We start from the raw sequence: 22,112 nt of genomic DNA on the forward strand, positions 1-22,112 counted from the left end.
CCATCCCATAGGAAGCTCGGCGTTTCGCCAATCACTCATTCGAGCTAATCCCTTCTTGCACATTGCACGACGGGATCGGCACTGCCACGCTCTCACGAAGAGTGACCGACGGTCACGCAGTGCACGACGAGGTGCGCGGGAGGCGGAAGCGAATGCTGATCCACGGAGAAGAGAGCGGCGCCAGCGGCGAGTACGGGTGCGTGCATCGGAAGCCCTGGGAACTCCCCTTCTGCGCGCTACCGGAGGAGGCTGCAGGGGTGAGGCGAGTACTGGCCCTCCACCTGATCCTCTGGTGCTTGCCGGAACTGATCGACCCGGCCCAGATCTGTGCGACGGAACTGATCGCCAACGTCATCAAACACGTCGGCCCCGGAACCCCCACCACGCTCGCGGTCTCCATGAACGAGACCTACCTCCGCCTGGAACTCCACGACCCGGACACCCGCGCCCTCCCGACCCTCCTGGACGCCGACAACGACGACGAGTCCGGCCGCGGAATGGCACTGGTCGACGCGGTCACCGACCGCTGGGGCGTGACCCTGCACGCGGACGTCAAGGCGGTGTGGTGCGAACTGGCCACTGACCTCACCACCGCGAACGGCCACGCGAGAAACCCCCGAGTAGCCCGCGCCGAAGAACACCTCACGCTCTACCGCCCCGCCAGCCACCAGCACTCGCCGACCACGGGCCGGCTCGGCACCGCGCTCGCGGAGGAGGCGGCCATCGACCTGATCACAGACCTCCTCCACTGGCTGCGCGCTCACGGCTGCGACCCGGACGAGGCCTTGGACCGGGCGCAGACATACTTCGAGGCGGATGCGGCGTAGCATGCTCGGCTGGCGCGAGGTGTTTCAGGGCAGGCAGGCAACCAGCTGCCGAAGACTGGCAGGTGGAGTGAGCCGGTTACGCCAGAGGCGCGGCGCGCTCTTCCAGGTGCGCGAGGAGCGCAGCGCGGTCCGCAGCGTCCATGCCCCAGAGGCCTGCTTCTTCCGCCGGGTCGGCCAGTTCCTGGACGGAAGGGTCATCAAGGATTTGACCCATGAACTCCAGCTTGTGGCCGAGACGTTCATGGACGCGGTCATCGATGGTGCCCGTGGCGGTGAGGACGGTGATGTGTGTGCGTGTCCCTGGGCTAAGACCGAGTCGGTGAATGCGGTCCAGGCTCTGGAGGTACCTTCCGGCGGAGAAATCACGGTCTACATAGATGGCGTCATGGCATTCATGGTGAAGACTGATGCCCTCACCCAGGGTCGCGGGGTTCGACAGCAGCACCATGCAGTCGGGGTCATAGCGAAAGCGATGGATCTCTTCGTCGCGGTCCAGCGTTCCGCCGTGCACAATAGCGGGCTGGAAATCCCGCAGAGCGCTCTCCAGTGTGGTGAGGTTGCGGATGAATGTGGACCAGACCAGGGTTTTCCTCCCCTGGCGGCTGTTTTCGGCCACCAGATCCAGAACAGCCTTGTACTTCGGGGACAGCTCGTAGCGGGGAAGGTTGCGCAGCATGTCCCGGATCGATGAGTCCGCCGGTGCGCTGAACTCGGAGGTGAATACGGGAAGCGGTTCATACCTGCCTGAACTGCCATCCAGAAGTGCCGGGTTAGTGCTCGCCATCATGAGATAGGAGAGCACCTTTCCGAGCCGGGCAAACTCCTCTTGGTCCGGACTTTCCAGCCCCACACCTTTGTTCATCAAGGCGTTGTACAGCTCGCGATGGGCAGCAGGAAGCCTGACAGGAAGCCTCCGTACGTCCAGTGGCGGAAGATCCAGTTCGTTCTTCGTGGTGCGGGTGAAGAGCGGCCTGAGTACTCTGCTCGCGTGGGCCAGGTCTCCGCCGGCCATCGCCCGGTCCACCGCGCGGCGGCCGTGTCCCGGCCAGACGAAGGACAGCAGGCTCTCCAGGTCCTTGCGGCCGTTGGGTGCGGGAGTGCCGGTGAGGATCAGGCGATGGCGGGCTAGCGGGCCGAGTGCCATGCAGGTGGAGCCGTAAGTTCCGCGGACACCGAGCTTCATACGGTGAGCCTCGTCCAGCACCATGAGAGCCGGTGCCGCGCTCAGCCACTCCGCGAGTTCGGTCTGATAGCGGTAGAGCCGCTCATAGTTCACCAGGAGTACGTCCACGCCCTCGTCGGGGTGGCGTGCGAAGACCTGTACCTCCAGTGGCGATGAGAAGCAGCGGCTGCTTTCTTCCTGCCACGCTTCATAAGCGGACTTGGGTCCGACCACCAGCAGGCGCTTTACCTTGCCGGCGTGCCGGAGGGCCGCGAAGACAGCCATGCTGGCTCGGGTCTTACCGGCCCCGGGCACACTGAAGTTCGCTCCGTGCGTCAAGGACAGCAGCTTGGCGATATCGCGCTTCTGGAACTTCGTCAGTGGGCCTACCCAGTCGAGTCCCAGCAGCGGTTTTGGGATCTGGTCGAGAGAGACCTCGCCGGCTACCTCCTCGCCCTGTGTCCCTGCGGCCAGCCGCGCCTCAACCGCGCTCGCGTCCCGTACGGATCCTTCGGCCAGCTCCCGGAGATCCGGATCGAAGTTGACCCCAGCGGGATCGTGCCAGGTAGCGAGAAGCGGGAGCTGGGCGAGGAAGTCCTCCAGGTCAACCGCGGCCGTGTACCGACCCCGCTGGCTTCCTGAGCTGTACCGGGCGCTCAGCCGAACCAGGTGTCCATGGTTGGCGGGGTCCGAGCGCAAGAGCACCTTGGTACGCGTCGGATCGAAGCCGATCCGCAGCGACGCATCACCGGCCTGTGTCACGCCTCGTACCCGCTCGCCTTGAGGAGCCAGATCATGCCTTCCTCCCGGGAGGTCACACCACGGTGAGCGGACCGGGCCAGCTTGTCCAGGCTTGCCTTGAGCCGGACCAGAGCGGCGTCAAAGGTCCCTTCGTCCAGGCTGCTGGTGGAGAAGGCCGTGGCGAGGTCGCTGACACACTGGTCCACGGAAGCACGTGCGTCATCGAGCCGTTCCGCTGCGGTCTGCTGCACCTTTTTCAGTCGGTCATCACGGGCGGCCTCATCCAACGCCCGGCCGACCCTTTTGCGTACTTCTGCAACCACCCTCTGGGCTTCCTCGCGGGCTTCGGCCGGGATACTCCGGGCGGTGGTCAGGGCTTTCGCCTGCAAGAGCTGATCTGTAACAGCGCGAGCCTGAGCCACTGTGCCGGAAGGAGCCGACACGGTAACACTGAGGCCCGGAATTCCGATCACGGCGCCGTCTTCAGTGGCCTTCTTTAGGCTTTGCGGAAGCGACTTTTCCAGGTACTTGCTGTGGAACTCGCCACCGATATGCCGGGTCTGCGTCTTTGCGAAGTCGAGGATAATTGCGACGATTCGGTTTTCCTTGAGCTGGTCCGCAGTATCCTGATTGATCGCCGCAGTTTTGGTATAGGTTCGGTGCAGTTCCTTCAGGTTTTCCTGATGTCCTTCGAAGTCTGCAAGCGTGAGCTGGGATCCGTCAGCGGTTTTGCTGCGTTCGATCATTTCCTGAATTACCCCAAGGATCCAACGCTCCTGCAAGAACGTCTTCTTCTGGATATGGAATGACCGGGCGATGTCGTCAGCAGCGCGCCCCAGCATCTCCTGCTCCTCCATAGCGAGAAGCCGGTTGATGTAGGAGTATTCCCTGCGCCGGTCGTGCCTCAGCTGCAGGGAGAGCTCGACCGCGTTGATGTCATCCCAGGTGAAGGAGGGCGGGAGGACACCGACGCGAATGAAGGGCTTCTTCAGGTTCTTCAGTGCGGCGGCTCGGGTGTTCCCGTTGACCAGGATTCCGGAGTGGGTGATCAGCCCTGGTTCTTGCTGCTCTACCTTCTCCAGGCTCTCCATCAGAGTCAGGAACTCAGGGTCCAGCTCGTCCGGGTTGGTCGGCTTCCCGACGAGCAGGCTGTGCAGGTAGTTCTGGCTCTCGTCCAGCCAGGGCTCTGCCTCCAGGCGTGCGGCCAGCTTCGGCTTGTGGTCGAGCTGGGCCCGGATGCGGTGGGTCGCCGGGTTGTAGTAGAGGTCCCGCAGCTGCATGTCGATGACACCGACGTGCAGGGGACGCCCGTTCCACTCGACGGTCACCGTCTCCTTGGGGCCGTCCCCCTCCAAGACCTCCTTCAGCCGCTTCGCTACGAGCTCGGTGTTCTGCTCTGCCCTGGGCGGGAGGTCAAACTTCCGCATCTGTATTTCTCCTTGGTTTCCCGTCCGTGGCAGTCGCCGACCAGGGTGCTTCCGCGTCCGCTGCACTGCCCGCCGGCCGAATCTACGCCTTGTTCACAGCATCCCGGACGGCCTTCCGGGACTCAGCCGGCAGGGTGCGGTACTCGCCCCACAGCCGCTCCATCATGCTGAAGTCCCTGCGGTCGGCTGCCAGCCACTGGGCGAAGTGCTCACGTTCGATCCCGCCCATCTGTTCCATTCTCTCCATGAAGCCGACCAGGTCCGCCGTGCGGCCCCGGCCGCCGATCCGGCACCGCCGACACTCGGTGACCATTTCGGTCACCACGCTTCCCCCAGCCTTCAGGACATCGCGCCGTGCCACATCGAGCTGTGCGGTCTCCGGACTCCCCTCGTAGGGCTCGCCGGCCGCGATGCCGCAGATCCGGCAGAGGTGATCGTCGACATCGAAGATCTCGCGGCGCTGCGTAGCGGTGATCGTGGCCGCCGGCGTCTTCGCCCTCGCCTGTCCGGGCTTCCAGACCTCGGCTCCCATGGAGACGAAGCGGTGCTCGCTCGAGGTCAGCGTGGCGTCTTCCCGGTTGGTGGCGATGACCCAGCCCCGGTCGCGCAGATCCCGCATGCGGCGGTCGATCTGCGACGTTTCAGGGAAAGCCTCCCGGAGTTCGGTCTTCGTGAAGACGCTGCCCTCGCCCACCACGCTGACGAGCCACAGGGCGCACCGGATCATGGTGCCCCGGTTCGTGTCCTGCCACGACGGAATCTCCTGAGAAGTCACGCCTTGTCCCTTTCATTGCGATCTGTTGCACATGATCCGATTGCAGCTCTGTGGAATCTGACCGCAAGGGCGATGTGCATGCCTCTCATTGGACTCGGGCATGGGGGTGAAAAGCAAGTCTTTAGGGTTCATCGAGAGGTAAATGCAAACATGTCGCCTGGCTTGTCGGCTAAATGAAAACTTGGTCATGCGCGTAACCGAAAACAGGTGGGGGTGGGAATTCAGTCAGAAGGGTTGCGCTCGTCCCCCCTGGCCGCGTCAGACTGGTCGCTATCTCAGTTCGTACTCGCATGAGGGGGCGTACGTGGCCGCACAAGGGCACGTGACTATGGGCTATTGGGAGGGGTGCAATGAGGAACGGATAAGACTCGCCGACGCGTTGCGCCGACTGTTTGGCGCTCTGCCGAGCACGCGGCAGGCGACCAGGGCGCAGTACCTGGGTATCTCGCCCGGCAGCCTGTCTTCGTACTGGATAGGCCGCCGGGTGCCCGAGCTGCGGCAGCTCCGGGCAATGCACCAGCGAGTCGAGGCGGTCTTGGCGAAGAAGGCGCCCGTCACGATTGCTGAACTGGAACGCTTGCGTAACGCGGCTGCCTGTCGTCGCAGGCGGGCTATGGACAAGAATGCGGCGATGAACACGGGGGCGGCGGGACGGCGGACAGCTCAGCCGTTGGCCTCCGGCGCTCTTTCGGCAACGCGACCGGCGGCGGACCGGCGCAACTCAGAAAACCGCCTCTCCGCCGGAACTGAGAACGAGACAGTCACCGAGTTGCTGGCAGCTCACACGGACGGTGACCGCCGGAGCGTACTAGGACTCGCCTGGTCTGTCAGCAAGACCAAGACCCCCGAGGAGCTGGGTGCGATCATCGCTGAACTTGATGCGATGGGACACATCAGCCTTGCGGAAGCTGTCCTCCTCGGAGGCCGAGAGCGGTCGCATGGTGAGGCCATGCTTCTTGCTCTCGCTCTCATGGGCCTGGACCTCGCCGCGTACGCGGAAACAGTTATGCGGGCGGCCATTCCCGTCACAGTCACTGCCCGGACACTCCAGGCCGGGACCGCGTAGAAAACCCTGCCCCACCCCCTTCCGTTCACCAGCACGCGAGGAGAGCACCGTGATGGACAACCATGCCAAGCAATCCCGTTGGGCCGAGATCACGACCCGGGTCCTGTGGGAAGAGGAGGCTGAACCCACCTCTTATCCCGACGGGAACTGGACGCAGGTAGAACAGCTCACCGTGACGATCACGCGTTGTGGCAGCGCTGACACCAAGCCGGGGGCCGCCTCGGTCTGACGTGCGCTGACTCTGACAGGGCCCGGTCTCTCCACGGGACGTCGCCTCATGCTCGCCCCACCCCTGCCCGTGGCGCATCCGCGGATTCTCATGGATGCACCACCAGCAGGGGCGTTCTGGGTAAAGCCGCGCGTAGCGCACACTAGATGGCGTTGTCAGTGGGGCATGTCACCCTCTGTGAGGACAGGCTGCAGAATGCGTCTGTCGTGCAAGTGTGTAAGGAGGGTGCATGAACAGCACTGATGTGGGCTTCACCTCGATTGAGATCTGCGCCGGGGCTGGCGGGCAGGCGATCGGACTGCACCGGGCAGGATTCCAGCACCTCGCACTGGTGGAGATCGATCCGCACGCGGCGACGACCCTCGAAGTGAACGTGAAGCACCGCGCGGGATGGGAGTGGGAGAGGGAGCGTTGTGACGTACTGACTGCTGACGTCAAGGAATTCTCCCCTGCGAAAGACCTGCTGAAGAGCGGCGAGCTGCTCGCGGAGCACGGTCTGGATCTCCTCGCAGGTGGCGTTCCCTGCCCGCCCTTCTCTCACGCGGGGAAGCAACTTGGCAGAGACGACGAGCGCGACCTCTTTCCCCGGATGCTTGAGCTCGTCAAGGAGCTGAATCCGCGTGCGGTGATGATCGAGAACGTACGGGGTATCAAGGACCCCAAGTTTTCTGATTACCGGGACTGGATTTCGGCCCGGCTGCAAGGTGGCAAATACCGTAGCGAAGACGGCGCGGAGGCATCCGACCCAGGACTTGGCTACACGGTGTGTGAGTGGGATGTGCTGGAGGCCAGTAACTTTGGTGTGCCGCAGCTGCGCCCCCGGGCCATTCTCGTAGCTATCAGGGACGACATCCTCAAGGGGCTGACGTACAAGTGGCCGACTGCCACGCACGAGAAGCCGGTCAGCGTTGCCGAGGCGCTCGGGCCGTCGATGAAGCAGCGCTACGAGCGGTACTACAACGGGGAGCATGATGCCATCGCCCGTGAGAAGCACCGCCTGTGGCTTCGCATGGCGACGGAGCGGCACGCGGAGCTAGAAGGTAAGGGTGGTGGCGGAATCGCGCCCACCTTGGTCGGAGGTTCCAAGAAGCACGGGGGTGCGGACCTCGGCCCCAGCAGGGCGAAGGCAGCCTGGGCGAAGCTCGGGGTTTCGGGGCTCGGCGTCGCCAACGACATCGAGCTCTGCAAGGCCAAGGAAACCCACGGACGCGATCTCTTCCGCGAGGGCGGCCCCATGCTCACCGTTCGGCAGGCAGCAATCATCCAGGGTTTCCCGGACGACTGGGAGTTCACTGGTGGGAAGACAGCGCAGTACCGGCAGGTGGGCAACGCGTTTCCGCCCCCAGTAGCGGAAGCCGTCGGTAAATCGATCATCGATGTGCTGCGTGCAGCTCGTAAGCGGGATGCGCACTGAGCGAGCGTTCGCTGGCGGGTGGCCTTTGTCTGCCTGTCACTCGCCACCGGGCTTGCCGATCTCCGCTCGCCGCTCGCGGACCTCATCGGCGATCCGTACTGCACACTCGGCTGATGGCTCGTGTTCCCAGAAGCGGAGCACGAGCCAGTCGGCCTCGGTGAGGCGGAGATTGGTATCGAGATCTCTTGCCATATTGCGGGCCACTTTGTCTGACCAGTAAACGGAGTTGGACTTCGGCGGCACGTAGTGCTCGGGGCAGCCGTGCCAGTAGCAGCCGTCGATGAACACCGCGACCCGCGCGGGGCGGAACACCAGGTCGGCGGTGCGCCGCAGATCTGGCAAGGGCTTGGCAGCTACCCGGTAGCGCAGGCCTTGGGCATGGAGAAGCCGCCGGACCAGGAGTTCCGGCTTGGTGTCGCGGCTGCGGATCGCCTGCATGTTGCGGCGACGCGCAGCAGATGAAGCCCATGACCCGACAGGCGGCTCCCACTGTTCCTCAGGCACGTACTCAGGACCTCCATCCGCCACCCTGCCCGCGAGGCTTGCCCCGGCAGGCTATCCAAAACCTCCAGAGCAGGCGGAGGAGTGGTCCTGTCGCAGTCCTACTTGGTGTGCTTCGGCAGCTCCGGTGCCACGCAGGGCCCGTCATCGGGCGTGGCCACTGCCCAGCAGCGGTCGTCGAGTACGACGGCGGGACGGGCGGCCGTCGTAGCGGGAACCTCCGCCACTCGTACGCTGACGAACTCGCCTTCGCCGGGCACCGGCACGCTGAGCTGGGCGGCGACAGAGCGGTGGCTGTCGTAGTCGCCCATGATCAGGATGCCTTCGGGCCGTAGAGCAGAGCGGGCTCCGCCGTTGCCCCGGACCCTCTTCATGTAGTCCTTCTGCTGAGCGACGGTGCGGATGACATTCCGCCCTAGGCGCCGGGCTTGTGCTCGCCGGAACAGCTCATTCAGGCGCTGTTGGCCGGACTTTGAGGCGAAGACGGCTTCGCGGTCGAGCGGGTCCATGTGCAGTAGTACGTTCTCAGGGAGCTCAGCGTCGCGCCAGAGCCACGCGATCTGGTTGCGGTGCTGAGCCTTCACTGTGAGCTTGGAGTCGCGGTTACCGCCGCGGTTAAGCCATTCTTCGCGGACTCGGAAGATTCCGGCGCTCCAGCGGCTTTTGTAGTCGTCAGCCCAAACCAGCAGGCACAGATGGCCCATTGCTTCCGGGGGAATCATCCAGCCGCCAAATCTCTGCGAGTACTTGCAGTCGACCTCAATGCCGGCGATGCGGTAGTCCATTGCTTCGCCGTCGTCGAACCGAAACTCACGTTGGAGATTGATCTCCACGAGGGTGCCGGCGTGGGTTCTCTCTGTCTTGAACAGAGTCTCCCAGTCGTAGCGACCGGTGACCTCGCCGTTGAGCAGTTGGTCGATCGTGTCTCGGAGTACTGCCGCGAAACGTGCTCCGGTGGGATCCAGTAGCAGCAACTGCTTGTGTACGGCGGCCAGCTCAGCATCCGTTCCGAAGGCTGGCTGAGTCTGGATGGTGAGCGCGGCTGAAGCATCGAAGGGAAGCAAAGGGGCCTCTTCTGCGGCGAGTTGAGATCAAAGGAGCAGGATTCGGCGTGCGGGCGACACGCTATAGCATGGAGCGAGAGCTATGCCCTAGCCCTGACGCGAGTCCATCGTCCGGTACCGGAGCAACTTCCTCTTGGAGTCGATTGCGGAGCGGGGCGGCGTGAGGGTGAACGCCATGATGGTCTGGGAGGGGTTCACCGTTCCGCTGGCAGCAATCTGCTTGAGGGCGTCGTGAGTTGGGGCCTCGATGACCGGATAGAGCAGCGCGACTCCACGGTGGGGGCCGACGGAGAGTGAGGAGTCGAGGGGCGTTCCCTGGGTGGCTGCGTCGGTCAGTTGTTGGGCGTACATGCGGTGGTCGGCGCTGGCGATGCGGTTGAAGGGCTTCTTGTCGTCGCGGGTACGGCGGTGGAGGGGGAGCGGCTGGCCGTGCAGCTGTGCTTCGACGTGATAGCCGCTGGTGAGGTGTGGTGTGATGACGAGCCAGTCGTCGACCTTGGCCAGCTTTCCGTCCAGCTGGGAGAGATAGGCGAGGTGGGGGGCCATGAAGGTTCCTTCGTCCTCCCAGTCCAGGCCGCTCAGCACTCCCAAGAGCTCGGCGTGGGGGACGAGGGCGGTGGAGGCAAGGAAAGTGCGGGCCAGGGGGTTCGTGGGGCTGGGGAGCAGTTGGCAGGCCGTCGTCGGGCCCGAGAGGGCGTCGAGGACGGAGCGCCAGCGTTCCGTGTTGCGGCCGATGGCGGCACCTTCCCGCGGGTAGAACCTCGGCTCGATGGGCTGTCCCGGGGAGCGAATCTCCAGGAGCTCGGCGTTGTACATCTTGTTGCGCGCCGAAGGCCTGACCCATGGGAGGTGCTGCGAGACCAGGGGCCGTACCTGCTCAGGAGTCACCTGCGGCTTCCCGTCGACCAGGACTGAATACCGGTCCAGCTCGGCGCGGAAGTCTTCCTCGTCCTGGCAGATGGCTTCGAATGCCTCGTACAAGTCCACCTTCTTGCCGGAGCGGCCAAAGGCTTCTTCGCGGCCGATGTAAAGGCGGACCAGGTCCTGGTAGTTGGGGCGGAAGCCGAACCAGCGGCCCATCTGCATCAAGGTGTCCGCCTGCTGGGTGGTGCGGCGGTAGTAGGTGACGGTCAGGCCTTCGACGGTGAAGCCGCGGGAGAGCTTTGTGCCGCCGACCAGGATCTTCCAGACGTGCGGGGTGCGGTCGAAGTCCAGGGGCATCTGGGCGAAGAAGCGGTCGGTGTCGCCGTTGACGACTACGACCGGGTCGCCGCCTTCGTTGATGCGCTGGCGGGCGGCGAAGACGTACGGCTTCAGGTCGTCGTAGGTGTCGGGGAAGGGCAGTGGGGTGCCGTCCGGGGTGGCGCCCTGGGCTTCGGAGACCTTACGGAAGTCCGATTCGAGGAGGTCGGCGAGGCGCAGGTGGCCGGTGGCGCTGGTGTAACCGGCCTGGTGCCACATGGAGTTGATGCGCAGGGCCAGCATGCTGTGGTCGTCCATGCGGACCGACTCGTGGACCAGCATCGTGTGGTGGCGGAAGGGGCCGGCGGGGACGTCGTGGTCTTCGCGGTAGAGCTTGAGGGCGCCGGAGAGGATGAAGGCGTCCATGGCCTCTTGGAGACGGCCGTCCGTGTCCTTGTCGTAGATGCCGCGGACGTGGGCCTTCTCCTGGGAGTTGGCGACCGTGCGTTCGTCGACGGGCACAGGGGAGTCGAGGTCGTGGAACTCCTGGACGCCCATGTAGCCCTTGGGGCGGGGCAGCGAGATCAGGAAGTCGCGCGGGAAGATGTCCTCCTCGTCTCCCGGGTCGGTGAATACGTTGGCGAAGGGGGTCGCCGTGTAGCCGACGTACTGGGCGCGAGGGAGCAGGGTGAGGAGCTGAGAGATCAGGCCGTTGATGGCCGTGCGGGTGACCTCGCCTGACTTCCGCTTGGTGGGGTTGGTGGTGTTGACGGAGGCCTGGTCGGACTCGTCGTCGATGATCAGGACCGGGATTTCGGAGAGGATCGCGTTACCGATCTGCTTCAAGTCCTTGACGAGTTTGGTGAGGACCGACTTGTTCTTCTTCACGACCATCAGGCGGGCGTCCGCGTGGTGGAGGTTCTCGGGGGCGTAGAGGGGAAGGCGGCGGTCGCGCTTCTCCGGCTCCAGGGTGCGGATGCCCTGTTCGAGGCTCTTGTAGTCGCCGTCGCGCTTGGTGAGGCGCTCGATGTTGAAGGAATTCAGGTAGGAGGGGCGGTTCCCGTGCGAGACGAACTTCTGCGGCCAGTCCTCGTCGTCCTGGTAGTCGATGCCGATCAGGGCGTCGAGGTCGGTGGGGGCGACTCCGCGCCGGATGTTCTCCTGGCCGACCAGTTCCATGTCGAGGCGCCGCTGCGTCTGGTTGCGGAGCAGGTTCAGAGTGCCGCCCAGGACGATGACCAGGCGGTAGCCGGCGTCCATGGCCTTGGCGGTTACGCCCGTGAAGTTGGCGGTCTTGCCGGACTGGACGTAGCCGACGACCAGGCCACGGGCGCCGTACTCGTCGGGGCGTGTGGGGTCAGCTAGGCGTTCGACGACGCTGTGGCTCGCCTCGTCGAGGGTGGCTATCGCGTCCTCGCTCCAGTTCTTAGTCTCGCGCAGGTAGCGCTCGTACGCCGACCAGTAGAAGGAGCGGGCGGACGCGTTCTCGCGGGTGTACCAGGGGACGAAGCCCTCGTCGTTGGTGATCTTGACGATGCTCTGGGGGGAGCTGAGGGGCAGCGGGACGATGTCGTCGAGGGCGTCGCGTACGCCGTAGTCGAAGCAGAGGCGTGCATACGCATCAGCGCGGCGGCCGGGCGTGCGAGGCGGGTGTTGCGACCAGGAGGCGTCCTCGGCGAAGTCCCACGCGGTGACGTAACGAGTCCACAGGGCACGCAGCGGATCGCCTTCGGTGGCGAGGCGTTTGAGGAACGTCTCGTCGCTGAGGTCCGCATTCGGGAAGTCCTCGTCGGCCGCGTCCTGTGCCAGCCGGGCGAACATGCGCGGGCGCTTGGGCATGCCGCCCAGTGCCGCCTCGTGGATTTCCAGCAGGGAGTCGTCAGTCATGGTGAAGCTATGGCCTCTCAACGGAAGGGCAGGGAAGTCAGTTGGCGGCCTGGCGGGCGCGTTCCGCGCGTACCGCTGCCAGCAGGATCGTGTTCCAGTAGTCCAGCTGGTCGCTGCGCTTCTTCTCCCAGCGGGCGAAGCCGAAGAGCTCTTCGAGGAGGAGGTAGAGGAGCGTCTTGACGACCGGGGCGTCGTTGGAGCCGCCACGGCGGTCGCCGTTGAAGGCGTCACGGTAGGACTTGTTGAGCTGGATGACGCGGTTCTCGCGGTCCAGGTCGAAGAAGCGATCCTCGGAGAGGGTGGAGACCCAGCTGAGGGCGATGGGGTCTTCGCTCGTCTTCTCCGGCAGTTCCTCGCTGATGGCGCGCTTGATCTTCGGGTCCAGGCCCTTGCCGGGCGGGATGACCGCCTTGCGCTTCACCTCCGCGCGTGAGGACGCCTCGCGGTAGACCGACTCGGCGTCCCGCAGGTAGTGGATGAAGGTCCTGCCGTCGGCGTCCACTGCCTTTTCGACGCCGCGGGAGAAGGCCAGCGTCGTATTGATGCCGTCCTTCTTGACGGTGAGCTTGAAGACGTCGTTGGGGGCGTCGGGGAGGTCGACGGCCACGCGTGCGAGGTTGAGGTGCGGTTCGGTGAGGCGGAAACCGTGCCAGCCTCCCGCCTGCACAAGGCGGTTGTTCCGGTAGAAGTAGAAGCCCTGGTGGTCGGTGAGGGTGCCCAGGCGGGACAGCCGGAAGCCGGTGAGCGGGGACTTCGGGGGCCAGATGTGTGCGGTGAGTGTCACGTCTCCGACGCCCTCGACCGGGGCGGTGAGGGTACGGGGATAGCCGGCCTTGCCCGGGACGCGGTAGCCGAAGGGGTCGATCGGGAGGACTGCCCGCTGGTCCAGGATCTCGCGGGTGTGGACTTCCTCCACTGCGATGTCCAGGTGGAAGTCGTCCCGGGCGAGGAAGCGGTGCAGGTACAGGCCGAGGTGGGTTTCGAGCTTCTCGATCGTTTCGTCGAGAAAGCGGTCGGTCTGGTCCTGGGCGATGCTCTCGAAATCCCGGACACCGTCCCAGCGGATGACCGTGCCGTGCCAGCCGATCACGCCGTCGTAGCGGTCGACCAGGTCCTGGCAGTACGCCGGGTTCACGATGTCGCAGCGGAAGTCCTCGCGCGCGCGTGCGGTCAGCCAGCGACGGCCGGAGGACGGGCTCTTCTTCGTACGGCTGATCACGGTGAGAGCGTCGGCGATCGACATGGACGCGGCCTTGAGGCCCGTACCGAACTTGCCGAGTGCGCCGGGCGAGTAGTGCTGCTGCCCGCCGACCGTCATCGCGGTGTCCAGGCCGGACTCGTCCATTCCCTGGCCGTCGTCGACGATCAGCAGGCTGACCAGGCGGTCTTCGTCACGCAGGAAGCTGATGACGACCTTGTGGGCGCCCGCGTCGAGCGAGTTGTCGACGAGGTCGGCGACGGCCGCCTCGAAGCCGTAGCCCTGGTGGGTCAGTGCCTCCACGTACCGGGCATCCGGGGGCAGCCGCTTGCTGCCGCTGGTGGGTACGTCGTACTGCCAGTCGGCGCCGGGTTCGTACGGCATGGCTCTCTACCTCGCGCAACGCACACAGGACATGGCCTGCGTGGGGGAGGGGCGGCCAGTCAAAGGGTCAAATGATGATGGTGAAGCTACTGCACGAGGCGGGGCCAGGGGAGAAAGTCCCGGAGGAGGGTGGCCGAAAGGCCTCGCCTCGTGCAGCTGCGGGGGTGGGGCGGGTGGGCTGAGGGCGCGCTCACGCCAGCCCGGCGACCCCGTGGCAGTCGCGGTACGCGTTGCCCGAGCCGCACCAGCATGCCGTCGTCGCCGTGGGGGGCCAGGGGACGGCGCGGCCGCGGGCGGCGAGGGTGGTGGCGTATTCGGCGAGGAGGGAGGGGGAGTCGGGGGAGGTGCGTTCGGAGGCGGCGAAGGCCTCGTAGGAGGGGATGGAGCCGGTGACGACGCCGAGGTTGGGGGTGCCGGCCGAGGCGAGTTCGCGGAGGGAGGATTCGAGCGTCGACAGGTGCTCGGCGTGGGTGGCGGGGTACTCGGCGGCCAGGATGGGGTGGGTGGCGAGGAGTTCCGCGTACTCCGTGGCGGGCCAGTGGAGCAGGGCCACCGGGAACGGGCGGGAGAGGGCGGCGCGGTAGCTGCCGAGTTCTGCCTGGAGGCGGGTGATCTCGGCGCGGAGTTCGGCGGGGTCGGAGGAGCCGAGGGCCCACAGGCGCTTGGGGTCGTGGAGTTCGTCCAGGGTGACCGGGCCCGGGTTGACCGTGTCGGCGAGGGCGTCCCAGTTGTCGTGGGCCTTGCCGAGCATGCGGCGCACGCGGTGGCGGCCGGTGAGGAGCGGGCGGGTCGCGTACGGGACTTCCTCGGCGGGGTCGACGAGGAGGGTCAGGGCCGTGGTGTACGCCTCGTGGGCCTGGGGGAGTTCGTCGTGGTTTTCGAGGGCCTCGGCGAGGACCACCCAGGGCTGGGGCGTGCGGGGGGCGCTCGTGCGGATGCCGTCGATGATGGCGCGGGCCTCGGCCTCGTGGCCGTACTCCCACAGGTTCGCCGCCTTGAGGGCCTTGATGAGCGGGGTGCTCTCGGGGGTCGGCGCGGTGAGCAGCTGGTCGTAGAGGGTGGCGGCGCGGGCGCGGTCGCCGGCGAGCTCCAGGTGGGCCGCCGCTTGGAGGAGCAGGGGCTCCTGGTCCTCGGGGTACTGCGCCGCGGTGCGCAGCAGACGTTCGGCTTCGGTCGTGTGGTCGGCGGGCGAAGGCGTGTCGGGGCGCATGGGGGACACCGTACTGCGGTAAGGGGCGCGGGTGAGAGGGAGCTGCGGGGGCGGGTTCGGGGTGCGGTCCGTGGCGGGGGCGGGGGTGTGCATGTACGGGAGCTTTCCCCGGTGGGGAGGTGGGGGAACGTGGTGTTCGGGGTGGTGAGTTGAGGGGGTGGGGGCTATCTTGCGGGCGCGAAATTGGTACGGGGTGAGGTGGGGGCATTTCGGTCGGTACGGGTACGGGTGGGGCTCTTACGGGCGGCGGGGCGGGGCGGGGCGGGTCGGGTCGGGGTGAGACGGGAGGGGTGCGGGTGAGTAGGCGGAGGTGGGGGCGGCCGGCGTCGGGGGTGCGGGTGAAGGGGCCGAGTCGGGGGAGGCCCGAGTCCGGGGTGCGGGTGAAGGGGCCGAGTCGGGGGAGGCCGGAGTCGGGGGTGCAGGTGGGGGAGGGGGCCGCCCGGCGGCGAGGGGGCCGCCCTGTGCCCACCCTCCCCCAAGCTCTCGGCTCCGCTCGAGCAGGGGGTACCCCCCTCGCCCCCTGGGCGGCCCTGTTGCCCACAGGGCTGAGGCGATTCGTGCGGCCCACAGGGCTCACCGCAGGGCTGAGGCGATTCCTGCGGCCCGCAGGGCGGGGGCGAGGGCCCGGACGGCGGCCCGTCCGGCGGCGGGGCCGGGTCGGGTGGTGGTTGTGGGGTGGGGCGGAAGTGGTGGTGACCTGTGGGGTCGTGTTGCTGCTGCTCGTCGTGCATCAGGTGTGGTGGACGAATCGGGAGGCCCGCAGCGGGGCCGCCGAGACCGTGCGGTCGCTCGTGCGGGAGTGGGGGGAGGGCGAGGGAGTGGTCCCGGCACAGGAGGTGCCGGAGGAAGGGGTGCCGGAGGAAGGAGCGGAGCCCGAGGAGTCAGGGGAGGAGGTGGCGGGTGGGGGCGGGGAGTCCGGCAGTCCGCCCCCGCGTACCCGGCCCGTCGGGAAGGTTCCGAAGCCGCCCGTCCGGCCCCGCTGGGACCAGGCGTACGCCGTGCTGCGCATCCCCGCGGTCGGCGTCGTCGCCCCCGTCGCCCAGGGCGTCGGCAAGCGCGGGGTCCTCGACAAGGGGTACGTCGGGCACTACCCCGGCACCGCCCAGCCCGGCCGGGCCGGGAACGTAGCGCTCGCCGGGCACCGCAACACCCACGGCGAGCCCTTCCGGTACATCAACCGTCTCGGCAAGGGGGACAGGGTCCTCGTCGAGACCCGGGACGCGGTCTACACGTACGTCGTCAGCGGCGGCGTCCCGCAGACCTCCGCCCGGGACGTCGGCGTCATCGCCCCCGTGCCGCGCAGCGCGGTGCACCCCGGGCGGGGCTTCGGCGAGCCCGGCCACTACCTCACCCTCACCACCTGCACTCCCGAGTTCACCTCGACGTACCGGCTGGTGATCTGGGCGACGTTGGCCGGGACGGCGCCCAAGTAGGGGCTAGGGTGCCCCGCGTGGCGAGTGATGATCATCGTGGAGACGGCCCCCCGGGGACCGGACGCAGGCGGCGGCCGCAGTTGCTGTGGCTGGCCGTGCCGTACGTCCTGTACCTCGGCGCGCTGCCGCTCGTGAACCGGGTGCAGCCCGTCGTGTTCGGGCTGCCGTTCCTGTTCGTATGGCTGCTGGGGGCGACGCTGCTCACGCCCGTCGCCGTGTGGCTGACCTGGCGGGGGGACCACAGGCGATGAGTTCCGCAGTGGTGGCGACGTCCATCTTCGGTGTCTTCATGGTCGCGACGGTCGGGCTCGGCCTGCTCGCCATGCGCGGGCGCGGGGGCGGCCAAGGGGGGCTCGCCGAGTGGTCGGTGGGCGGGCGCAGCCTCGGGGCCGTCTTCATCTGGGTGCTGATGGCCGGTGAGGGATATACGAGCTTCAGTTATCTCGGTGCCGCGGGGTGGGGGTACAACTACGGCGCCCCGGTGCTGTACGTCGTGGCGTACATGTCGTGCGGTTACGCGGTGGGGTATGTCGTCGGGCCGATGCTGTGGTCGTACGCGCGCAAGCACGCGCTTGTCGGGATTACGGACATGGTGGCCCACCGGTACGGGAGGAAATGGGTCGGGGCGGTCGTTGCCGTTCTCGCCTCCGTTTTCCTGCTTCCGTACATTCAGTTGCAGATCACCGGGATGGGGGTGGTCGTGTCGACGATTTCGTACGGTGCCATCAGCCTCAACTGGGCGTATTTCATCGGATTCGCGGTCACGGTGGGGTTCGTGGTCGTGAGCGGGCTCAGGGGCAGCGCCTGGGTTTCCGTGCTGAAGGACGTCCTGGTGATTCTGACGCTCGGATTCCTGGCCGTCTACGTACCGCTGCATTATTTCGGCGGGTACGAGAATTTCCTCGGACGGGTCGTGGCCGAGAAGGCGGAGTGGCTGACGTTTCCCGGGCACGGGGACAGCGGATTCGGGCAGTGGTGGTTCATCACCACGTCGTTCCTGAACTCGCTGACCGTCGTCATCTTCCCGACGACCGTCGCCGGATACCTCGGCGCGAAGTCCGCCGACGGGCTGCGGCGCAACGCCATGTGGCTGCCCGCCTACAACGTCCTGCTCTTCGTGCCGATGCTGCTCGGCATCGCCGCCCTCTTCGTCGTCCCGGGGCTCACCGGCGCCGACTCCAACCTCGCGCTCTTCAAGCTGGTCGTCGACTCGCTGCCCGCGTGGCTGGTCGGGGTCGTCGGGGTTGCCGCCGCGCTCTCGTCGATCGTGCCGATGGCCGTGTTCATGCTGGTCATCGGCACGATGTGGGGGCGCAGCGTGCTCGGGCTCATGCCCCGGTGGCGGGGGCGGGAGAAGGCCGCTTCGCAGGTCGTGGTGGTCGTGGCGGGGGGCCTCGCGCTCCTCCTCACGTACACCGCGCCCAACACCCTCGTCCGGCTCTCGCTCATCTCGTACGAAGGCATGGCCCAGCTCCTGCCCATGCTGCTGCTGGGGCTGCTGTGGCGCAGGCTCACCCTCGCCGGGGCGCTCAGCGGGCTCGTGGTGGGGGTGGGGGTCGTGTGCGCGCTGGTGTTCACGGGCAACGACCCGCTCTGGGGGACCAACGCGGGAATTGTGGCGCTGGCACTCAACCTCCTGGTCGCGCTCGGCGTCTCCTGTGGTGGGCCCGCCGAGAACGACGACCGGCCCGACGACCAGGTGCTCGCCCGCGACCCGCTGGACGAGCCGCTGGCCAAGGGTGCCGAGACCGTGGCACGCTGAGCCGCATCACGTACGTCCGAGAGAGCGAGGAGGGGTGGGTGTGATCGGGAACGTGGCGCGTGCGCGTTATGCGCTGCTGATGTTCTTCCTGCTCGCCCAGGTCCTCTTCGACCTCGGCGGCTTCGGCTTCGCGGGCGCCGTCGCGCTCGCCGCCACCGCCACCGCCGGGGCCGCGCTCATCGCGTGCGCGCTCCTCGCCGGGCGTGCGGCCCCCGCCGTACCGCGTACGAAGGTACGTACGGCCCTGCGCGACCGGGAACGGCGCACCGCCTTCCTCGCCCAACGGGACCCCGACGCCTCGGGCAGGCCCCGGCCCAGGGCGCCCGGGCAGCTGTCTCCGACGGCCGCGTAGGGGACTCGTACACACACCGCTCGATCCCTGAGAGCCCCTCGTGGGTCGTCTGCCGATGCGCGCCTTCGCGCGCTTTTCATCCTCGGTACGACGAGACCCCCGGAGGGCTCTTTCCGTGAATTTTGTGTATGCGCTTTTCGCTTCCCTTGTCGAGTTTCTCGCCCGGGTTCTTGAACCCGTGTTCGCCGTGTCGGCCACGGCGGCCGCCATCGTCGTCTTCACGATGCTGGTGCGCATCGCTTTCCATCCGCTGACCCGTGCCGCCGTGCGGGGTGAAAAGGCGCGGCAGGCGCTCGCCCCGCAACTCGCCGCGCTGCGGAAGAAGCACGCGAAGAATCCGGAGCGGATACAGAAGGAGATTCTCGCGCTGCACGCGGAGGCCAAGGTGTCGCCGTTCTCCGGAATGCTGCCGATGCTGGTGCAGCTGCCGGTGTTCTTTGTGATGTACCACGTCTTCTCGTCGGCGAAGGTCGGCGGGGAAATCAACGGACTCCTCGGCCACCGGCTCCTCGCGGCGCCGCTCGGGTCGCGGTGGAGCGACGCGCTGGGGGACGGCGGGGTGTTCGGTGCGCAGGGGCTCGTCTACCTGGGGCTGTTCGCGCTCATCGCGGGTGTGGCGACGTGGTCGTTCCGGCGGGCGCGGCGGAACGCGGCGTCTTCGGAGTTCGCGCAGACGGCGAGTGCGTCCGCAGGGACTCCGGGGGCCGGTCTCTTCAAGTGGCTGCCGCTGCTGTCGTTCGGGACGATCGTCACGGCGGCGATCGTCCCGCTGGCGGCCGGGCTCTACCTGGTGACGACCACGGCGTGGACGGTCGCCGAGCGGGCGTGGTTGCAGCGGGAACGCAGGGAACGTCCGGACAAGGGCGTGTCCGGGGCATTCGCGTAAACGGTCCAGTTGGTGAACGCGGGCTTGCGGAGTGGGCGTTGACCTTGGAGGATCAAACAATTCTCCGGTGGCCGGGCCGCGGTGTGTGAGCGGTCGGGTTGGGCGCGACCTTCGACCACAAGGAGATCGTCAGTATGAAGCTGCTGCGTGTGGGGCCCGTCGGTGCGGAACGTCCGGCGTTGCTCGACGAGGACGGCGTGACCGTGCGCGACCTGTCCGGGGTCGTGGAGGAGATCGACGGAGCCCTGCTCGCCGACTCCGACGCCCTGGAGCGGGTCCGGGAGGCCGCGCGGGCGGGCACCCTGCCCGTGCTGGACGCGGCCGGGCTGCGGATCGGTGCGCCGCTGGCGCGGATCGGCAAGGTCGTGTGCGTCGGGCTGAACTACTTCGACCACGCGAAGGAGGTCGGGGCGGCGATCCCCGAGGAGCCGATCCTGTTCCTGAAGGCCCCCGACACGGTGGTCGGGCCGAACGACACCGTGCTGGTCCCGCGCGGGAGCGTGAAGACGGACTGGGAGGTCGAGCTGGCGATCGTCGTCGGCCGGACCGCCCGGTACGTCGAGAGCGCCGAGGCCGGTCTGTCGTACGTCGCCGGGTACGCGACCTCGCACGACGTGTCCGAGCGGGAGTGGCAGATCGAGCGGGGCGGCACCTGGGACAAGGGCAAGAACTGCGAGACGTTCAACCCGCTGGGCCCGTGGCTGGTGACGGCCGACGAGGTGCCGGACCCGCAGGCGCTGCCGGTACGGCTGTGGGTGAACGGCGAGCTGAAGCAGGACGGGACGACGGCCGAGCAGATCTTCGGGGTGGGGGAGGTCGTGCGGTACGTGTCCCAGTTCATGACGCTGTACCCCGGGGACGTCATCAACACGGGGACGCCGGCGGGGGTGGCGATGGGGCAGCCCGATCCGAAGCCCTTCCTCCGGGTCGGCGACGTGGTGGAGCTGGAGGTCGAGGGGCTGGGCCGCCAGCGCCAGGAACTGAAGGGGGCGTAGGGGGCGGCTCCGGGAGCGGATGCCGCCCCCGGAGCTCCCGGGGGCAGGAGAGGCGGACCGCGGTCAGGAGAGGCGGACCGTGACGCCCTCCGTGGCGGATCGGCGGGCCGCCTCCAGGACGGTGAGGGCCGCCGCCGCCTCCAGGGCCGTCACCGGCGGAGCCGTGTGCGTGCGGAGGGCGTGGGCGACGGCCGCGTAGTAGGCGTCGTAGGTGCCGGGGAGGGTGGGGACGGGGGTGCCGCTCCCGGTCAGGGGGGACTCGCCGGAGCCCAGGTGGCCCCAGAGTTCCTTGGGCTCCTCGCCCCAGGCCTCGGGGCCCCCGGGACGCTTGCCCTCGCGGAGCGCCGCCTCCTGCGGGTCGAGGCCGTACTTCACGTACCCCGCCCGTGATCCGAGGACCCGGAAGCGCGGGCCCAACTGGGCCGTCGTCGCGCTGACGTACAGGTGCGAGCGGACCCCGTTCGCGTGGGTGAGGGCGAGGAAGGTGTCGTCGTCGGCCGCCGCACCGGGACGGCGGACGTCGGCCTCCGCGTACACCTGCGTGACCGGACCGAAGAGGGTCAGCGCCTGGTCGACGACGTGGCTGCCCAGGTCGTAGAGGAGCCCGCCGATCTCCGCCGGGTCGCCGGACTCCCGCCAGCCGCCCTTGAGCTGCGGACGCCACCGCTCGAAGCGGGACTCGAAGCGCTGTACGTCGCCGAGCTCGCCGTCCGCGAGCAGCGCGCGCAGGGTGAGGAAGTCGTTGTCCCAGCGGCGGTTCTGGAAGACCGAGAGCAGCAGGCCCCGCTCCTCGGCCAGCGCGGCCAGCTCCCGCGCCTCGGCGGCCGTGCCGGAGATCGGCTTGTCGACGACCACCGCGAGCCCCGCCTCCAGGGCGGCCCTCGCCAGCGGTACGTGTGTCTTGTTCGGGGTGGCGACCACCACCAGGTCCAGCTCGGCGGCCCGTGCCCACACCTCCTCGGGTGCGTCCGCGAACCGGACGTCCGGGAACTCCTCCCGGGCCTGTGCCCTGCGCTCCTCGTTCGAGGTGACGATCGTGTCGAGGACCAGGCCGTCGGTGGCCGCGATCATCGGCGCGTGGAACACGGAACCGGCCAGCCCGTACCCGAGCAGCGCCACCCTCAGGGGCGCGGAGGCGGACGGATCGGTCGAGGTGGGAGCAGCTGTGGACGTCATGGTTTCCACTTAAACAACGTGCGTGGGCAAGTGCAAAAGTGAGGAGAGCGGCATGTGGCGCCGCCCTGGCGCAGAGCGGTGGCCGGGGCGGACAGATCCAGCCACCGCCGACCGGCCGGCGAGGGGGATGCGAACACGCCGTGATCGGGCCCTCACGTGCGGCGATTCGCTTATGGAGGTGCCCAGTTGAGAGGTCGCGAAGGTCTAGGGCTGTCGTATGAGGCGTTTTCCGCCCATCGGAGTTGACTGAAGCTGGGCTGATAGAGGGGACTTTGCCCGCTGTTCGGCCGTACGGGGCCGTGGCGCTGTCTTCGCAGGTGGCCGACGTGGCAGGGTCACGGATCATGCCGGACCCCAGGGTCCGGCGGCGGTCCGGAAACCCGGTCCGCGTGCCGTTCCGGGTGTCGCGGAAGCGCCGCCCGTCGCCTCGCCCGCCCTCGC

At 67.5% G+C, this 22,112-nt stretch carries 19 protein-coding genes; 10 read left to right on the forward strand and 9 right to left on the reverse strand.

Annotated elements, in window-relative coordinates; genetic code table 11:
* Positions 1–152 precede the first annotated feature (152 nt).
* Positions 153–827: an ATP-binding protein gene (locus tag ACIO3O_RS18450; protein ID WP_401746808.1), complete on the forward strand. Its 675-nt coding sequence runs from the start codon at positions 153–155 to the stop codon at positions 825–827.
* A gap of 76 nt (positions 828–903) precedes the next feature.
* On the opposite strand, the gene ACIO3O_RS18455 is transcribed toward ACIO3O_RS18450, so the two are convergent.
* The 3 genes from ACIO3O_RS18455 to ACIO3O_RS18465 all read right to left on the reverse strand — a co-directional run bounded on the left by ACIO3O_RS18455 (position 904) and on the right by ACIO3O_RS18465 (position 4,932).
* The gene (locus ACIO3O_RS18455; RefSeq protein ID WP_401746811.1) at positions 904–2,751 is read right to left on the reverse strand and encodes a DEAD/DEAH box helicase; all 1,848 of its coding nucleotides are present in this window, start codon (positions 2,749–2,751) and stop codon (positions 904–906) included.
* On the reverse strand, positions 2,748–4,157 hold the full coding sequence (locus tag ACIO3O_RS18460; RefSeq protein ID WP_401746813.1) for a hypothetical protein: 1,410 nt from the start codon (positions 4,155–4,157) through the stop codon (positions 2,748–2,750). Before ACIO3O_RS18460 ends, ACIO3O_RS18455 begins: the two co-directional genes overlap by 4 nt.
* 82 nt (positions 4,158–4,239) lie before the next feature.
* A complete protein-coding gene (locus tag ACIO3O_RS18465; RefSeq protein WP_401746815.1) occupies positions 4,240–4,932 on the reverse strand; it encodes a hypothetical protein in 693 nt (230 codons plus the stop codon).
* Between the two features lie 613 nt (positions 4,933–5,545).
* Between ACIO3O_RS18465 and ACIO3O_RS18470 the strand changes: the two genes are divergently transcribed.
* The 3 genes from ACIO3O_RS18470 (at position 5,546) to ACIO3O_RS18480 (ending at position 7,641) form a co-directional block, all read left to right on the forward strand.
* The gene (locus ACIO3O_RS18470; RefSeq protein WP_401746818.1) at positions 5,546–5,998 is read left to right on the forward strand and encodes a hypothetical protein; all 453 of its coding nucleotides are present in this window, start codon (positions 5,546–5,548) and stop codon (positions 5,996–5,998) included.
* Positions 5,999–6,047: 49 nt separating this feature from the next.
* Entirely contained in the window at positions 6,048–6,227 is a 180-nt protein-coding gene (locus ACIO3O_RS18475; protein ID WP_401746820.1) for a hypothetical protein, read from the forward strand.
* A gap of 229 nt (positions 6,228–6,456) precedes the next feature.
* Complete coding sequence (locus ACIO3O_RS18480; RefSeq protein WP_401746823.1) at positions 6,457–7,641, forward strand: DNA cytosine methyltransferase; 1,185 nt, start codon at positions 6,457–6,459, stop codon at positions 7,639–7,641.
* 36 nt (positions 7,642–7,677) lie between these two features.
* On the opposite strand, the gene ACIO3O_RS18485 is transcribed toward ACIO3O_RS18480, so the two are convergent.
* The 5 genes from ACIO3O_RS18485 to ACIO3O_RS18505 form a co-directional block, all read right to left on the reverse strand.
* Positions 7,678–8,145, reverse strand: coding sequence for a very short patch repair endonuclease (locus ACIO3O_RS18485; protein WP_401746826.1), 468 nt, complete (start codon positions 8,143–8,145; stop codon positions 7,678–7,680).
* Positions 8,146–8,243: 98 nt separating this feature from the next.
* Positions 8,244–9,206, reverse strand: coding sequence for a NaeI family type II restriction endonuclease (locus ACIO3O_RS18490; protein ID WP_401746829.1), 963 nt, complete (start codon positions 9,204–9,206; stop codon positions 8,244–8,246).
* Positions 9,207–9,293: 87 nt separating this feature from the next.
* Positions 9,294–12,275, reverse strand: a complete 2,982-nt coding sequence (locus tag ACIO3O_RS18495; protein ID WP_401746831.1) for a Z1 domain-containing protein — start codon at positions 12,273–12,275, stop codon at positions 9,294–9,296.
* A 37-nt stretch (positions 12,276–12,312) separates the two neighbouring features.
* Complete coding sequence (locus ACIO3O_RS18500) at positions 12,313–13,857, reverse strand: ATP-binding protein (RefSeq protein WP_401746833.1); 1,545 nt, start codon at positions 13,855–13,857, stop codon at positions 12,313–12,315.
* A 190-nt stretch (positions 13,858–14,047) separates the two neighbouring features.
* On the reverse strand, positions 14,048–15,067 hold the full coding sequence (locus ACIO3O_RS18505) for an SEC-C metal-binding domain-containing protein (RefSeq protein WP_401746836.1): 1,020 nt from the start codon (positions 15,065–15,067) through the stop codon (positions 14,048–14,050).
* A 689-nt stretch (positions 15,068–15,756) separates the two neighbouring features.
* Between ACIO3O_RS18505 and ACIO3O_RS18510 the strand changes: the two genes are divergently transcribed.
* From ACIO3O_RS18510 to ACIO3O_RS18535, 6 genes are all read left to right on the forward strand, one after another.
* On the forward strand, positions 15,757–16,500 hold the full coding sequence (locus ACIO3O_RS18510; protein ID WP_401747143.1) for a class E sortase: 744 nt from the start codon (positions 15,757–15,759) through the stop codon (positions 16,498–16,500).
* Between the two features lie 17 nt (positions 16,501–16,517).
* A complete protein-coding gene (locus tag ACIO3O_RS18515; protein ID WP_401746838.1) occupies positions 16,518–16,751 on the forward strand; it encodes a DUF3311 domain-containing protein in 234 nt (77 codons plus the stop codon).
* The gene (locus ACIO3O_RS18520) at positions 16,748–18,262 is read left to right on the forward strand and encodes a sodium:solute symporter (RefSeq protein WP_401746840.1); all 1,515 of its coding nucleotides are present in this window, start codon (positions 16,748–16,750) and stop codon (positions 18,260–18,262) included. Before ACIO3O_RS18515 ends, ACIO3O_RS18520 begins: the two co-directional genes overlap by 4 nt.
* 79 nt (positions 18,263–18,341) lie before the next feature.
* Positions 18,342–18,614 carry a DUF6412 domain-containing protein gene (locus tag ACIO3O_RS18525; protein WP_401747146.1) on the forward strand — a complete coding sequence of 91 codons (273 nt, stop codon included), beginning with the start codon at positions 18,342–18,344 and terminating at the stop codon, positions 18,612–18,614.
* 178 nt (positions 18,615–18,792) lie between these two features.
* Positions 18,793–19,500, forward strand: coding sequence for a YidC/Oxa1 family membrane protein insertase (locus ACIO3O_RS18530; protein ID WP_401746841.1), 708 nt, complete (start codon positions 18,793–18,795; stop codon positions 19,498–19,500).
* A gap of 134 nt (positions 19,501–19,634) precedes the next feature.
* A complete protein-coding gene (locus ACIO3O_RS18535) occupies positions 19,635–20,495 on the forward strand; it encodes a fumarylacetoacetate hydrolase family protein (RefSeq protein WP_401746843.1) in 861 nt (286 codons plus the stop codon).
* Between the two features lie 63 nt (positions 20,496–20,558).
* Here ACIO3O_RS18535 and ACIO3O_RS18540 read toward each other — a convergent pair whose 3' ends face one another.
* On the reverse strand, positions 20,559–21,671 hold the full coding sequence (locus tag ACIO3O_RS18540) for a Gfo/Idh/MocA family oxidoreductase (protein WP_401746846.1): 1,113 nt from the start codon (positions 21,669–21,671) through the stop codon (positions 20,559–20,561).
* Between the last annotated feature and the right edge of the window lie 441 nt (positions 21,672–22,112).

Origin of the sequence: Streptomyces sp. NPDC087440 (assembly GCF_044744005.1) — a bacterium.
In the GTDB taxonomy this organism is placed as follows: Bacteria; Actinomycetota; Actinomycetes; order Streptomycetales; family Streptomycetaceae; genus Streptomyces.